12 protein-coding genes are annotated in these 14,449 nt (G+C 70.7%); 8 read left to right on the plus strand and 4 right to left on the minus strand.

Annotated elements, in window-relative coordinates; translation table 11 throughout:
* The first annotated feature begins 140 nt into the window (after positions 1–140).
* Together HV783_RS08700 and HV783_RS08705 are read left to right on the plus strand one after the other, a co-directional pair.
* Complete coding sequence (locus HV783_RS08700; RefSeq protein WP_064525841.1) at positions 141–1,070, plus strand: DMT family transporter; 930 nt, start codon at positions 141–143, stop codon at positions 1,068–1,070.
* A gap of 114 nt (positions 1,071–1,184) precedes the next feature.
* Complete coding sequence (locus HV783_RS08705) at positions 1,185–2,567, plus strand: MmgE/PrpD family protein (RefSeq protein WP_175188989.1); 1,383 nt, start codon at positions 1,185–1,187, stop codon at positions 2,565–2,567.
* 29 nt (positions 2,568–2,596) lie between these two features.
* On the opposite strand, the gene HV783_RS08710 is transcribed toward HV783_RS08705, so the two are convergent.
* Positions 2,597–3,325 carry an IclR family transcriptional regulator gene (locus HV783_RS08710; RefSeq protein ID WP_231132966.1) on the minus strand — a complete coding sequence of 243 codons (729 nt, stop codon included), beginning with the start codon at positions 3,323–3,325 and terminating at the stop codon, positions 2,597–2,599.
* A gap of 161 nt (positions 3,326–3,486) precedes the next feature.
* On the opposite strand from HV783_RS08710, the gene HV783_RS08715 reads away from it, so the two are divergent.
* The 5 genes from HV783_RS08715 (at position 3,487) to HV783_RS08735 (ending at position 10,779) form a co-directional block, all read left to right on the plus strand.
* On the plus strand, positions 3,487–4,929 hold the full coding sequence (locus HV783_RS08715; RefSeq protein ID WP_175188990.1) for an FAD-binding oxidoreductase: 1,443 nt from the start codon (positions 3,487–3,489) through the stop codon (positions 4,927–4,929).
* Between the two features lie 18 nt (positions 4,930–4,947).
* Positions 4,948–6,312, plus strand: coding sequence for an adenylosuccinate lyase (purB, locus tag HV783_RS08720; RefSeq protein ID WP_116793716.1), 1,365 nt, complete (start codon positions 4,948–4,950; stop codon positions 6,310–6,312).
* A 39-nt stretch (positions 6,313–6,351) separates the two neighbouring features.
* Positions 6,352–7,356: a Bug family tripartite tricarboxylate transporter substrate binding protein gene (locus tag HV783_RS08725; protein ID WP_175188991.1), complete on the plus strand. Its 1,005-nt coding sequence runs from the start codon at positions 6,352–6,354 to the stop codon at positions 7,354–7,356.
* 149 nt (positions 7,357–7,505) lie between these two features.
* A complete protein-coding gene (locus HV783_RS08730; RefSeq protein WP_175188992.1) occupies positions 7,506–8,369 on the plus strand; it encodes a sulfurtransferase in 864 nt (287 codons plus the stop codon).
* Between the two features lie 7 nt (positions 8,370–8,376).
* Entirely contained in the window at positions 8,377–10,779 is a 2,403-nt protein-coding gene (locus HV783_RS08735) for a molybdopterin guanine dinucleotide-containing S/N-oxide reductase (RefSeq protein ID WP_254603852.1), read from the plus strand.
* Here the strand turns inward: HV783_RS08735 and HV783_RS08740 are convergent.
* The 3 genes from HV783_RS08740 to HV783_RS08750 all read right to left on the minus strand — a co-directional run bounded on the left by HV783_RS08740 (position 10,706) and on the right by HV783_RS08750 (position 13,497).
* Positions 10,706–11,719 carry a cyclase family protein gene (locus tag HV783_RS08740; protein ID WP_064525829.1) on the minus strand — a complete coding sequence of 338 codons (1,014 nt, stop codon included), beginning with the start codon at positions 11,717–11,719 and terminating at the stop codon, positions 10,706–10,708. The genes HV783_RS08735 and HV783_RS08740 overlap by 74 nt on opposite strands.
* Positions 11,720–11,806: 87 nt before the next feature.
* The gene (locus HV783_RS08745) at positions 11,807–12,496 is read right to left on the minus strand and encodes a DsbA family oxidoreductase (RefSeq protein WP_254603853.1); all 690 of its coding nucleotides are present in this window, start codon (positions 12,494–12,496) and stop codon (positions 11,807–11,809) included.
* A gap of 92 nt (positions 12,497–12,588) precedes the next feature.
* Positions 12,589–13,497, minus strand: a complete 909-nt coding sequence (locus tag HV783_RS08750) for a LysR family transcriptional regulator (protein ID WP_054500764.1) — start codon at positions 13,495–13,497, stop codon at positions 12,589–12,591.
* A 130-nt stretch (positions 13,498–13,627) separates the two neighbouring features.
* Here HV783_RS08750 and HV783_RS08755 point away from each other — a divergent pair, with 130 nt between their 5' ends.
* Positions 13,628–14,317: an ankyrin repeat domain-containing protein gene (locus HV783_RS08755; RefSeq protein ID WP_082401811.1), complete on the plus strand. Its 690-nt coding sequence runs from the start codon at positions 13,628–13,630 to the stop codon at positions 14,315–14,317.
* The last annotated feature ends 132 nt before the right edge of the window (positions 14,318–14,449 follow it).

Raw genomic sequence — 14,449 nt, forward strand, 5'->3', positions numbered from 1 at the left:
AGGGGCTGGCGGACACGCAAGCGGCCCGCGGGCGGCCAGCTAAAATCCCGCCTGCGATCGGCCGGCCCCGCCGAGTCGACGTATTCCCCCTGCCCCTGTGGCGCCGCGCGCGACTCCTGCCGCCAGACTTAGAAAGAGACATGAAAAATACATTGATGGCCACGCACCTGCGACTGGTCGGCATGGCGGCGCTGTGGGGCGCCTCGTGGTCCTGGGGCAAGGTCGTGGCCCAATCGATGGCGCCGCTGGCAGCGGCCAGCCTGCGGTTCCTGCTGGCCAGCGTGGCGCTGGTGCTGTGGATGCACCGCGCCTCGGCGCTGCGCGGCCTGAAGTCGTTGACGCGCAATCAATGGCTCGGCCTGGCCGCCGCCGCGCTGGCCGGTGTGTTCGGCTACTCCAGTTTCTTCATGCTGAGCCTGCAACTGGTGCCGGCTGGCAAGGCCGCGATCGTGGTGACGCTGAACCCCGGCGCGACCCTGTTGCTGGCGGCGATCCTGTTTCGCGAGCACCTCAATGCCGCCATCCTGGCCGGCATGATCATGTCCGCCATCGGCGCGTATATCGCCATCGGCGGCGGTGGCCCGCAGGCCGCCACGGGCGCCGGCGTGGGCCTGGGTGAACTGCTGCTGCTCGGCTGCGTGGCGTGCTGGGTCGCCTACACCCTGGTCGGGCGGCTGGTGCTCAAAGGCGTGGACGCCCTGACCACCACCACCGTCACGACCGTGATCGGCGCGCTGATGCTGTTGCTGACCAGCCTGATGGTGGAAGGCGTGCCCGCCTGGGAGAAGCTGGGGCAGGCGCCGGCGAGCGCCTGGGGCAGCCTGCTGGCGTTGGCATTTGGCGCAACCGCGATCGCCTACGCCTGGTACTTCGAGGGCGTGAAGGCGCTGGGCGCCGGCGCGGCCTCGGGCTACATCACGCTCGTGCCTGTCTTCGGCGTGCTGTTCTCCAGCCTCTGGCTGGACGAGGCCACGCCCGCGAACCTGTTCATCGGCGCCGCCCTCGCGATCTCGGGCATGGCGCTGATGCACGGCGGCCGGCGCCGTGCCGAGGCGCGGCAGCGCCGCTAGCCCGCCGCTAGCCCGCCGCGCGACGGCCGCGCGCCGCGGCTGGCGCCGCGCGGGTGGATTGACAAACGGCACAATGTTTCGTTGAATAAAATATATTCCGTTCAATGAAACAACATGGCCACCTCCCCCGAAAGCACCCTGGTCACCCATCTGGCCAACCTGCAAAGGCGCCCGATCCCGCCCGTCACCCGCGCCCGCCTGGCGCAAGCCCTGCTCGACTGGTTCACCGCGGGCTGGTCGGCGGCGGCCACGCCGGCCGCGGACACCTACCGCCAGGTTGCCCGCGATTGCAACCCGGCCCCCGGAACGGCGCCGGTTTTCGGAGGGTTGCCGATGCACGCCAACGGCGCCGCGTTCGCCAATGCCGCCATCGCCCACGTCCGTGAGATCGACGATGCGCACCGGGCCGCGATGCTGCATCCCGGCGTGGTGTCGGTGACGCCGGCCCTGGCGCTGGCGGGCGCAGGCGGCATGACGCAACGGCAGGTGGCCGACGCCGTCATCGCCGGCTACGAGGTCTCGCTGCGGCTGGGCGAGGCGCTGGGGACGCGCCACGCGGCCGGCTTTCACGCCACGGCCACGGCCGGCGCGGTGGGCGCGGCGGCCGCGGCAGGCGTGGCCCTGCGGCTGGATGCCGCGCGGCTGCATCACGCGCTGGGCATCGGCGCCACCCAGGCCGCCGGCCTGTGGCAATTGGTGGACGACGGCGCGCACGAAGCCAAGTCGCTGCACCCCGCCTTCGCGGTACGCAACGGCATGGCCGCGGCCTACGCCGCGCGCGCCGGGCTGCCGGGCGCGCAGCGCTTCGCCAGCGGCGCGCGCGGACTGTATGCCTTGCTCGCGGGCGATGGTCCGCTGGATGCGCTCGACGGCGGCCTGGAGGCGAGCGAGCGGTTGAACACCGCCACCATCAAGGCCTGGCCGTGCTGCGCGCAACTGTTCACGCCGCTGGACGCCACCCGCGAATTGCTGGACCGGCATGCGCCGGCGCCCGACGCGATCGAATCGGTCGACGTCGAGATCTTCACCCACGCGCTCAGGATCGCCGGCGTCGATTGGCCGGCCAAGCCGGCGGAAACCTGCTTCTCGTTGCGCTACGTGGTGGCGCGCCTGCTGCTCACGGGCCGCCTGGGTATCGAGGACATGGAGACACCCGATCTGCGCGCGCCCGCCCTGCTGGCGCTGGCGCGCCGCATCACGGTGCGCACCAGCGACCAGTTCCAGCGCGACTTCCCGCGCCTGCGGCCATGCCGCGTGACACTGACGCTGAAAGACGGCCGCACGCTCAGCGCGTTGCGGCAACTGCGCCGGGGCGATCCCGAAGACCCGTATGACTGGCCGGCATTGCTGGCGCGCATGCGCGCCTTCGCGCCGGCCATGGATGACGAAACGGCCCGGGCCATCGCGGCCTGGTGCGAGGGCTTCACCGACGCGGATCGGGACTCACGGATCTGCCTGCCGCCGCCCGCCCTGTTCGGCGCCGCGCCGCGCGGCTGAAAGGCAGCCAGGCGCCTGCGCGGCGCGCCTCACTCCTGCGTCGGCGGCGTCCAGGATGCGGGCGGCGCGGTGCGGAATCCCTGCTGCGCCAGTTCGTGGCGCGCAATCTCCACCGCCTTGCGCTGGGCCGCCTCGTTATGCCGCGAGGCCAGTCCCAGCACCACCAGCGCGCCCACGAAGGCGTCGTCGGCATCGAAAACCGGCACGGCCACGGACGCCATTTCGGCGACACGCTCCGAACGGGTCATGGCATAGCCCTTTTCCTGGATGTCGCGCGCCAGCGGCGTCGTGCCGCCGGTGAAGGCGCGCAGCACGTGCGCCGACGAACCGCCGTCTTTCAGGCTGATGCGCGTGCCGACCTCGACGTGATGACGCACTTCCTTGGTGGTGTTTTCACGGTACAGGCAGATGCGGTCGTCGCCACTGCGCACGTACACGGCCACGGTCTCGCCGGTCTGCGCCACGATGTTGCGCAGCGCTGGCTGCAGGCGCGAGCCCAGGTCGAAGGTATCGCGATACAGCATGCCCATGTGCAGCAACGCCGGGCCCAGCGCGTAGGTGCTGCTGTCGTAGCGATGGATCATGCGCGCCTTGATGAACACGCCCAGCAGGCGCAGCAGCGTGGCCTTGTCCAGGCCTGTGCGGTCGGCCAGGTCGCGCAGCGACAGGCGCAGATGGTCTTCGCCAAAGCACTCCAGCACGGAGATACCGCGTTCGAGCACGCCGGCGGGCGGCTTAGGGGAATTCTCGCTTGACACGGTTTCGGATGCTTCCTATAGTTTTGTTCAATAAAACGTATTTTAATCAATGAAACGAAAGACGGCTACCGGACCAGGGAAATGCCGTCCTGGTTTCAACCCAGGAGACAAGCGTGGCGCGACCCGCGAGCCTTACGCCCGCCGCCGCGCACCGTAGCATTATGCCGAATCAGATCGATGCATTCGCCGCCGCGCTGGGCGCCATCGTCGGGCCGTCTCACGTCCTGACCGGCGTGGCCGACACGGCCCGCTACACGGCGGACTGGCGCCGCAATTTCCCCGGCGTGGCACGCGCGGTGGTGCGTCCGGCCAATACGGCGGACGTCTCGCGAGTGGTGGCGCTGTGCGCGGCGCAAGGGGTGGCGGTGGTGCCGCAAGGCGGCAACACCGGCCTGGTGGGCGGCTCGACGCCCGACGCTTCGGGCCGCGAGGTGGTGCTGAGCCTGGACCGCATGACCGCCGTGCGCCGGGTCGATGCGCTGGACAACAGCATCACCCTGGAAGCCGGCTGCACCGTGCTGTCCGCCCAGCAGGCGGCCGCCGACGCCGGCCGGCTGTTCGCCCTGTCACTGGCCTCGGAAGGCAGCGCCACCATTGGCGGCGTGGTCGCCACCAACGCCGGCGGCGAACAGGTGCTGCGCTATGGCAATACCCGCGAGCTGACGCTGGGGCTGGAAGTGGTGCTGGCCGACGGCAGCGTGCTGCCGCTCCTGGGCACGCTGCGCAAAGACAACACCGGCTATGACCTGAAGCAACTGTTCATCGGCGCAGAGGGCACCCTGGGCGTGGTCACCGCGGCGGCCTTCCGGCTCTACGCCCTGCCGCGCAAGGTGGTGACCGTATGGGCCGCGGTGCCGACGCCGCAGGCGGCGGTGGAGCTGCTGGCGCGCCTGACCAACGCCGTCGGCGAGCGCGTCACGGCCTTTGAACTGATCGGCCGACAGACGCTGGAACAGGTGCTGGCGCACCCGCTGGACGGCATGCGCGATCCGCTGACCAGGCCCTCGCCCTGGGCGGTGCTGTTCGACGTCTCGGAGACCTCGGCGCGGATGGATCCCGAACCGGCGGTGGAAGGCGTGCTCGAGGCCGCGATGGAACAAGGCGGCGTGACCGACGCGGTGATCGCCGCCTCCGGCCGCCAGGCGCACGAACTGTGGGCGCTGCGCGAGCACGTGCCTGAAGCGCAGCGGCTGGACGGCCCCTCCATCAAGCACGACATTTCCGTGGCGGTGTCGCGCATCCCGGATTTCATCGCGCTCGCCGACGCACGGCTGCGGGCCCTCGTGCCAGGCATCCGCATCGTCTGCTTCGGCCACGTCGGCGATGGCAACCTGCACTACAACCAGAGCAAGCCGCTGGCGATGGACGACGCCGCCTTCCGGGCGCGAGAAGACGCCGTGCACGACATCGTGCACGAGGTCGCCGCGCAACTGGGCGGCTCGATCTCGGCCGAGCACGGCATCGGCCGCCTCAAGCAGCACGCCTTCCTGCAATACAAGCCCGCCGTCTCGGTCGACGTGATGCAACGCCTCAAGCACGCGCTCGACCCGCGCGGCACCTTCAACCCCGGCCGGCTCCTGCCGCGCCCCGCCCATCACGCCTAAGCCTCCAGGATCCTTACCATGCCCGTTTCCGTCTTCGACATGCAGTCGCTCCAGCACCTGTGGAGCACCGATGAATTGCGCGCCATCTTCTCGGAAGAGAACCGCATCCAGCAATGGCTGGAGTTCGAGGCCGCGCTGGCCGAGGCGCAGGCCGAGCTGGGCATCATCCCGGCCGCGGCCGCCGCGCAGATCCGCGCCCAGGCCTCGGTCGCCAACATCGATATCGCCGCGATGTCGGCCGAGATCCGCCGCATCAAGCATTCGCTGGTGCCGGCGCTCAAGCAACTGCAGGCGCGCTGCGGCCCCGACCACGGCGAATGGCTGCATTACGGCGCCACCACCCAGGACGTGGTCGACACCGGCGTGGCGCTGCAACTCAAGCAGGCGCACGCGGTGTTCCTGCGCGACCTTGCCGCCGTCGGGCGAGAGCTGGCGCGCCTGGCGCTCAGCCATCGCGACACGCCCATGGCCGGCCGCACGCACGGCGTGCAGGCGTTGCCCATCACGTTCGGGCACAAGTGCGCGGTATGGCTGGACGAGCTGGCGCGCCATCACGCGCGCCTGAAGGAATGCGAGACACGGGTGCTGGTCGGCATGGTGGTCGGCGCGGTCGGCAGCCAGGCCTCGCTGGGCGAACAGGCCGCCGAGGTCGAGCGCCGCACGCTGGCCAGGCTGGGCCTGGAGATGGCGCCCATCAGTTGGGCGCCGGCGCGCGACCGCTACACCGAATACGCGCTGGTGCTGGCCATGATCGGCGCCACGCTGTCGAAGATCGGCAACGAACTATTCAACATGCAGCGCAATGAATTCGCCGAAGTCGAGGAAGCCTTCTCCGAGGGCAAGCTGGGATCGTCGACCATGCCGCACAAGCGCAACCCGACCTCGGCCGAGAACCTCGCCGGCCTGTGCCGGCCGCTGCGCGCCAACGCCGCGCTGATGCTCGAAGGCATGGTGCAGGAAGGCGAGCGCGACGGCATCGCCTGGAAGATCGAATGGAAGGCGCTGCCCGAATGCTGCCTGATCGCCGGCGCCATGCTGTTCCAGGCCAGGAACCTGCTGGCCGGGCTGCGCGTGGACGCCGACGCCATGGCGCTGAACCTGGACCGCATGCGCGGCTACCTGCTGTCCGAACACGTGATGCTGAACCTGTCCGAGCGCGTCGGCAAACAGACCGCGCACGAATGGATCTACGAGGCCTCGATGCACGGCATCACGCACAAGCTCGATTTCGCCCAGGCGCTGCGCCAGCACAAGGATCTGGCCAACCTGCTGGGCGAGGAAGAGATCCTGCGCCTGACCGATCCTGCGGGTTACCTGGGGCAGTGCGCCGCCTCGGTGGACAGGGTGGTGCAGCGACATCAAGCCGGCTGGCTGCGGGCCTGACGGTTCCCCCTGATAAAAAATACACAGGAGACAAACACCATGGGCATTTCCTTCGCGAGCGGCGCCATGCGCCGGCTGGGGCGGCGCGCCGCCATCGCCGCGACGCTGGGCCTGGCCGCGCTGGTCGGCGGCCAGGCGCAGGCGGCATTTCCCGAGCGTCCCATCACCCTGGTGGTGGGCTTTCCGCCGGGCGGCGGCGGCGACCTCTACGGCCGCCTGATCGCCACCGCCATGGGCAAGACGCTGGGGCAGACCGTGATCGTCGAGAACCGGCCGGGCGCGGGCGGCAACATCGCCGCCGGCCTGGTCGCCAAGGCCGCCCCGGACGGCTACACCATCCTGCTGGCGATGAGCGGCAACCTGGCCGTGTCGCCGGCGCTCAAGCCGCAGAGCCTGCCGTACAAGGTGCCGGACGACTTCGCGCCGATCGGCCTGATCCTGGAGGCGCCGCACGGCCTGTTCGTGGCCACGCCGTCGCGCTTCAAGACGGCGCGCGAAGTGATCGACGCCGCCAAGCAGCGGGAGCTGACCTTTGCCTCGACCGGCACCGGCGGCGCCGCCCACATCGGCATGGAGACCATCAAGGAACTGGGTCACCTGAAGCTGCTGCACGTGCCATACAAGGGCTCCGGCCCCGCCATCACCGACATGCTGGGCGGACAGATCGACATGTTCTTTGCCACCGCCTCGCCGCTGGTGCCGCAGGTGCAGCAGGGCCAGTTACGCGTGCTGGCGCTGACCGGCCGCCAGCGCAGCCCGATCCTGCCCGAGGTGCCGACCTTCAAGGAACTCGGCATCGACATGACCATGACGCAGTGGTATGGCCTGGCCGCGCCCGCCGGCACGCCGCCGGCGGTGGTCAAGACACTGTCAGAGCACCTGTCGCGCGCGCTGGCGGACCCCGCGGTGCAGAACACCATCCGCAAGGACGCCGCGATGGAGCGCGACCTGCCGATGGACCAGTTCAAGCAGTACATCGTCGAAGACATCGCCAACTACCGCAAAGCCGCCACGCCGGACCTGCTCAAGCAGATCGGGCAGTGACCCCGTTCCCCCCTTTCAGGATACCCACCCATGTTGAAGAACTGGACCGACACCCTCGCCAACAACCGCAAGGCCGGCGCCGCCTGCGTGTACTCGCTGCGTGCGATGGACGCGCTGGCCGCCGGCCAGGCCTGAGCGGGGAGCCACGCATGCACACCACGCTGATCTGCGCGCAGGACCTGGCCCGGGCCTTGCAAGGCGCGCACCGCGAACGCATCCTGGTGCTGGACTGCGGCTTCGAATTGACCGACCCGCAGGCCGGCCGCCGTCACTACGACGCCGGCCACCTGCCGGGCGCCTTCTACGTCCACCTCGAAGACACCCTGAGCGGCCCCAAGACCGGCCGCAACGGCCGCCACCCCCTGCCCGACCGCGCCGCGCTGGCGCGGGCCCTGGCGGCGCTGGGCGTGAACCCGGACACCCAGGTGGTCGCCTACGACAACGCCGGCGGCATGTACGCGGCGCGCCTGTGGTGGCTGCTGCGCTGGATCGGCCACGAAGCCGTGGCGGTGCTGGACGGCGGCGCCAACGCCTGGCAGGCGGCGGGCCTGCCGCTGACCACCGATGCGCCTGTCCCGCGCGCGGCAGGCGCGCTGGTCGCGCGCGACGGCCGCCATCCGACCCTGGACTACGCCGGCTTGCGCGCAGCGCTGGCCGGGCACGACCGCCTGGTGCTCGATGCCCGCGCGCCCGACCGCTACCGGGGCGAAAACGAAACCCTGGACGCGGTCGGCGGCCACATCCCCGGCGCGCGCAACCGCTTCTTCCGCGACAATCTGGGCGCCGACGGACGGTTCCTGCCGCCTGCCGCGCTGCGCGAAGCGTTCCTGGCGCGCCTGGAAGGCCGCGCGCCGGACGCGGTGGTGTGCCAATGCGGTTCGGGCGTCACCGCATGCCACAATCTATTGGCCATGGAAGTCGCCGGCCTGCCCGGCGCGGCCCTCTACCCCGGCTCGTGGAGCGAATGGAGCGCGCAGCCCGGCGCGCCCATCGCCACGGGCGCCAACCCCTGACACGCCCATGATCGACGCCTCTTCCCAACCCGCCCGCGCCGACGACGGCCGCAAGCCCCACAGTGCGCATTGGGGCGTGTTCTCCGCGGCCTGGCGGAACGGCGTGCTGGACGTGCGGCCGCATCCGGGCGATCCGGCTCCGAATCCGCTGATAGAGAACTTCACCAACGCGCTTGACCATCCCGCGCGCGTGACCACGCCGATGGTGCGGCGCGGCTGGCTCGAACGCGGACCGGGGCCGGACCCGCGCCGGGGACGCGACGACTACGTGGCGGTCAGTTGGCCCGACGTGCTGGATCTGCTGGCCGCCGAACTGCGCAGGGTGCGCGACCAGCACGGCCCGCAGGCGGTGTTCGGCGGTTCGTATGGCTGGTCCAGCGCCGGCCGCTTCCATCATGCGCAGAGCCAGGTGCACCGCTTCCTGAACACGGCGCTGGGCGGCTACGTGCGTTCGGTCAACAGCTACAGCGCCGGCGCCTCGGCGGTCATCCTGCCGCACATCCTGGGCAGCATGGACGACGTGGCGCGCCGCAACGTCACCTGGGAGCAGATCGTCGCGCACACCGACGTGGTGCTAGCCTTCGGCGGCATGGCGCTGAAGAACTCGCGCGTGGCCAGCGGCGGCATCAGCCGCCACATCGAGCGCGACTCGATGCGCCAGGCCGCGCAGCGCGGCTGCCGCTTCCTGAACATCAGTCCGCTCGCCTCCGACCTGCCGGCGGAGGCGGCGGCGCAATGGGTGCGCGCGGCGCCAGGCACCGACGTGGCCCTGATGCTGGCGCTGGTGCATGAGCTGGTGGCAAATGGCTGGCATGACCAGACGTTCCTGCGCGACTTCTGCGAGGGCTGGGATGGCTTCGAGGATTACCTGATGGGCCGCGCGGACGGCCAGGCCAAGGATCCGGCCTGGGCCGCGCCGATCTGCGGCGTGCCGGCCGCGGACATCGCGCGGATCGCGCGGTCGCTGCCGGGCAAGCGCGTGCTGGTGACCGTGTCGCATTCGCTGCAACGCGCCGAACATGGCGAACAGCCGGTCTGGATGGGCGCGGTGCTGGCCGCGGCGCTGGGACAGTTGGGGCTGCCGGGCGGGGGCTACGCCTACGCGCTGGGCACGCTGGCGCATTACGGCAAGCGCAGCAACGCGGTGCCGGTGGCTTCGCTGCCCCAGGGGGTGAACGGCGTCAAGGACTTCATCCCCGTGGCCCGCATCGCCGACATGCTGCTGCATCCCGGCGAGCCGTTCGACTACAACGGCAAGCGCATGCATTATCCGCGTATCCGGCTGGCCTATTGGGCGGGCGGCAACCCCTTCCACCACCACCAGGACCTGAAGCGCCTCGCGCGCGCCTTCGCCACGCTCGACACCTTCGTGGTGCACGAGATCGGCTGGACCGCCACCGCGCGCCACGCCGACATCGTGCTGCCCTGCACGATGACGCTGGAACGCGAGGACATCGGCGGCGCGCCCACCGACCCGCTGCTGGTGGCCATGCACCGCATTGCCGCGCCCAACGGCCAGGCGCGCGACGACTACGACATCTTCACCGACCTGGCCGAACGGCTGGGCGCGCGCGAGGCCTTCACCGAAGGCCGCGGCAGCGCCGAATGGCTGCGCCACCTGTATGAAAGAACCCGCGCGGCCCTCGAGGAAAAAGGCCTGGACGCGCCGGACTTCGATCAGTTCTGGAAGCGCGGCGAATTGACGCTGCCGCAACAGGACGACGACGGCGGCATCCTGCGCGCCTTCCGCGACGATCCCGCCGGCAAGCCGCTGCCCACGCCCAGCGGCAAAGTGCAGATCAGCTCGCCGACCATCGCCGGCTTCGGCTATGCCGACTGCCCCGGCCATCCGGCGTGGCTGGCGCCGCAAGACGCGCCGACCCCGGCGCATCCCCTGTTCCTGGTGGCCAACCAGCCCGCCACCCGCCTGCACAGCCAACTGGATTTCGGCGCTCACAGCGCCGCGCAGAAGCGCCAGGGCCGCGAGGTCTGCACCCTGCATCCCGCCGACGCCGCGGCCCGCGGCATCGCCGAGGGCGACATCGTGCGGTTGTTCAACGAACGCGGCGCCTGCCTGGCCAGCGCCACGTTGAGCGAGGCCATCATGCCCGGCGTGGCGCAGTTGCCCACCGGCGCCTGGTACGACCCGGTACGCGACGAAGACGGCGAGGTGACGCTGTGCGGCCACGGCAATCCCAACATCCTGACGCGCGACGTCGGCACCTCGTCGCTGGCGCAGGGCTGCAGCGGCCAGTTGACGGCGGTGCAGGTGGAACGCCATGACGGCGCGCTGCCGCCGATCCGGGCGTTCGACCGACCGCGCGCGGCGGCGGCGCTCAGCGCAAGGGCATCGCCACCGGACGCAGCGGCGCGGCGTCGCCGCCGCGGATCTTCAGCGGCCCGCCGATGAAGGCGAACTCATAGACCTTGTCGCGCGACAGTTCGTCCAGCGCGGCCAGCTCGATGATCGGCACGCCCTGCTGCGCCAGCAGATAGGTATGCAGCGGCACGTAGTCGTCGGCGACCTCGGACGGGAAGGTCTCGAAGCTGAGGTTGTCCGCCCCCAGGATCATGGCGCCGCCCTCTTCCACCAGATAGCGCGCCGCGTCCAGGCCCATGCCGGGCGGCTGGGCCATGTAGGCGGCCGGATCGTGGTACAGCTTCATGCGGCCGGTGCGGATCAGCACGATGTCGCCCTGGCGCAGTTCGGTCTTCTGGCGCGCCAGCGCGGCCTTCAGGTCCTGGCGCGTGATGCGGTACGAATCCGGCAGCATGTCCACGCCCTTGAGCGCGGCCACGTCGATCAGCACGCCGCGCGCCACCAGCGGCGGGAATTTCTCGATGCCGGTGCGTTTCCAGCCGCGGTCGCCCAGGTGTTCGTCGGCGCGAAAGCCGTTCCAGATCTTGCCGTGGATGCCGAAGTGGTTCAGCGCGTCGATATGCGTGCCGGTGTGGCTGTACATCGAGAACGCGGTGCCGGTGTAGCTGCGCGTGGCGTTCATGTCCTTGCCCACGCCCATCGGATCGTCGACCTCGGTGCCGCGCGGCGTGTGCGTCATCCAGAACTGGTAGCGCGGATCACCGGCGTCCTGCCAACTGGGCATGCCCACGTAGTATTCGGTGGCCAGGTCATAGACCTTGTCGCCGGCCACGCGCGACATGACGGCGGCGCGCGATTCGGGCGTGATCAGGTTGAGGCGGCCGATCTCGTCATCGGGCCCCCAGGGGCTGACGCCCACTTCCTGGCCGGAGGCCGGGGCGCGCGACGGCGCGCCATGCGCGAACACGTTGCTGGCAAGAACGACGCCCAGCGCGAGGCCGAGCAGTTTGCGGGAGTAAAGGGACGGCATAAGACACCTTGAGCAGGAAAGCCTCGTCCGGCGGACGGGCGGGATTGAGGAAAAGGCAAGGCGAGCGCTGACGACGCCGGATCGGCGTCAGCCGCGCGCGGGCATCAGCGCCGCCAGGCGCTGCCGCAGCTCGGCCAACGGCAAGGTCTGCAGGCGGGCCTGGTGCGGCCCCGCGACCAGCGTGGGGATGGAATCGATGCCCAGCCGCGCGGCGGCGGCGCGGTCGTCGCGCACGCGCCGCGAGGCGTCCTCGCCCTGCATGATGCGGGCGAATTCGGCGCGGTCGAAGCCTTGCGCCACGGCAATGTCCAGCAGGACCGCGGCGTCTCCGATGTTGCGATGCTCGCTCAGGTGGGCGCGCTGGATCGCGTCGAACAGGTCCCAATGCGCCGCGTCGCCCGCGAGCAGGTGGGCCGCCTGGCAGGCCAGGGCGCCGGCCAGGCCGCTGGGATAGTCGAAGGTCTCGGCGCGCATGCCCTCGACGTCGATGCGCGCCTCGTCATCGTGGCGGGCGCAGGCGTCCCAATGCCCCAGGATGACGCGCTTGGCGCGCTCCATCGAGCCGAACACCCGACGCATCTGCTCGGGCGATTCCTGCAGCACGAAACTGCGCTGGCGCACCGTGATGCCGAGTTCGGCGGCCACCTGACGCAGGCGCGGGGACATGACGTAGCACCAGCCGCAAACCACGTCGTGGAAGAAGTCCACGACCCGCGGCGCGGCGGGCGCGGGGTTGCCGGCGGGCGCGGCGGGGGTGGCGGGCGAGGTCGAAAACATGCGGGCATCCATCGGGTTTCAATGGATGCCAGCTTACGGACGGGGCGGCGCGCGAGTAAGGCGTTCGCCGGCAGGACTCTATTCGCTGGGCGTCAACAATCGCCGCCCATGGCGGCCGGCAGATGTTGCGCCAGGAAGTCCACGAAGGCCTTGACCTTGGGCTGGAGGTGACGGCTGGTGGGATACACCGCGTAGACCTGGCGCGGCGCGCTGGGCAGATCGGGCAGCACCCGCGCCAGCCGGCCTTCGGCGATGGCGGGCGCGGCCAGGAAGGACGGCAGCGCGCCGATTCCCAGGCCGGCTTCCAGCAGGTCGCGCAGCATCAGGCTGTTGTTGGCCTGGACCCGCGTCGGCGCGCCGAACGGGTCGGCGGGATGGCTGGCATCGTCGTCCGGCACCGGGCCGGGGCTGTCGGCCAGGCTATAGCTGAGGCAGTCATGCCCCCGCAAGTCGTCCACGCTGCCGGGATGGCCGCGCTGGGCAAGATACGACGGCGCCGCGCACAGCACCTGCGTCAGCGACGCCAGCCGGCGGGCGATCAGCGAGGAATCATCCAGTTGCGCCCGCAGGCGGATCGACACATCGAAGCCCAGCCCCACGGCGTCGACCAGCCGGTCCTCCATGGCCAGGTCCAGCCGCAGCTCCGGATACTGCCGCAGGAAGCGCGCCAGCAAGGGCGACAGCACGCTCAGCGCGAACGACACCGGCGCATTCACCCGCAGCCGCCCGGCCACGCGCCCGGCCTGCTGCTTGATGGATTTTTCCAGGGTATCCAGTTCGTCGAGCAGGCGGCAGCATTCGGCATAGTAGGCGGCGCCGGTGTCGGTCAGGCTCATCTTGCGCGTGGTGCGCTGGATCAGCACCGCGCCCAGGTGGGCTTCCAGCGCGCGCAACTGCTTGCTGAGGCCGGCGGACGACATGTCCAGGTCCTCGGCCGCCTTGGCGAGGCTGCCCAGTTCCACGATGCGCCGGAAGGCGCGCATGTAGTTGAAGGTGTCCATGGCGGAAACGGAGAGAAGGGAATCCCGGGATTCTGCAGCGATCGGCGGTATTCGCCAAACGGGGCGCCGGCGACGGATCATGGCGGCATAATCGAGGCAGTATCCACGACACGACAAGGAGACCCGACGCATGTCCATCATCCGCTCCTGGCGCGCCTTCCTGGCCGCCACCCTGCTGGCGGTCGCGGAGGGCAGCGCGGCCAGTTCGGGCGCGGCCGGCGAGACCGAGGCCGGCGCCGCCCTGTTGCAGGCCGCCGGCGACGGCGACGCCGCCCGCGTCCAGGCCCTGCTGGCCCGGGGCGCGCCGCTGGAAGCGCGCGACGCCGACGGCAACACGCCGCTGCTGCGCGCCACGCTGATCAACGCGGAGGCGGCCGCCTCGGCGCTCATCCAGGCCGGGGCCGACGTCAACGCCAAGAACGCCATGCAGGACAGCGCCTACCTGTACGCCGGCGCCCGCGGTCACAACGGCATCCTGGCGCAGACGCTGCGCCATGGCGCCGACCTGCGCAGCACCAACCGCTACGGCGGCACCGCGCTGATCCCGGCCTGCGAACGCGGCCTGGTCGAAACGGTGCGCATGCTGCTGGCGGCCGGCGTCGATCCGGACCATGTCAACCGGCTGGGCTGGACGGGGTTGCTGGAGGCCATCATCCTGAGCGATGGCGGGCCGGACCACCAGGCCGTGGTCGCGCTGCTGATCGCGGGCGGGGCCGATGTGAACCTGGGCGACGGCGATGGCCGCAGCCCCCTGTGGCACGCGCGCCAGCGCAGGCAGGCGGCGACGGCGCAGCTGCTGCTGGCCGCCGGGGCGCGCTGACGGCGCCGGCCGGCCCCTGTCTTCGATATGAGTTCGTGCGCAGGCGCGGGCCGAGCCCGGCGCGCGGTGAAACGGCGCTACGCGGCCAGGGCGGCCAATTCGCGGGTCTCGCCCGCCGCCAGGATCGGCGCG

The sequence above is a fragment of the Achromobacter dolens genome, from assembly GCF_902859745.1.
In the GTDB taxonomy this organism is placed as follows: domain Bacteria; phylum Pseudomonadota; class Gammaproteobacteria; order Burkholderiales; family Burkholderiaceae_B; genus Achromobacter; species Achromobacter dolens.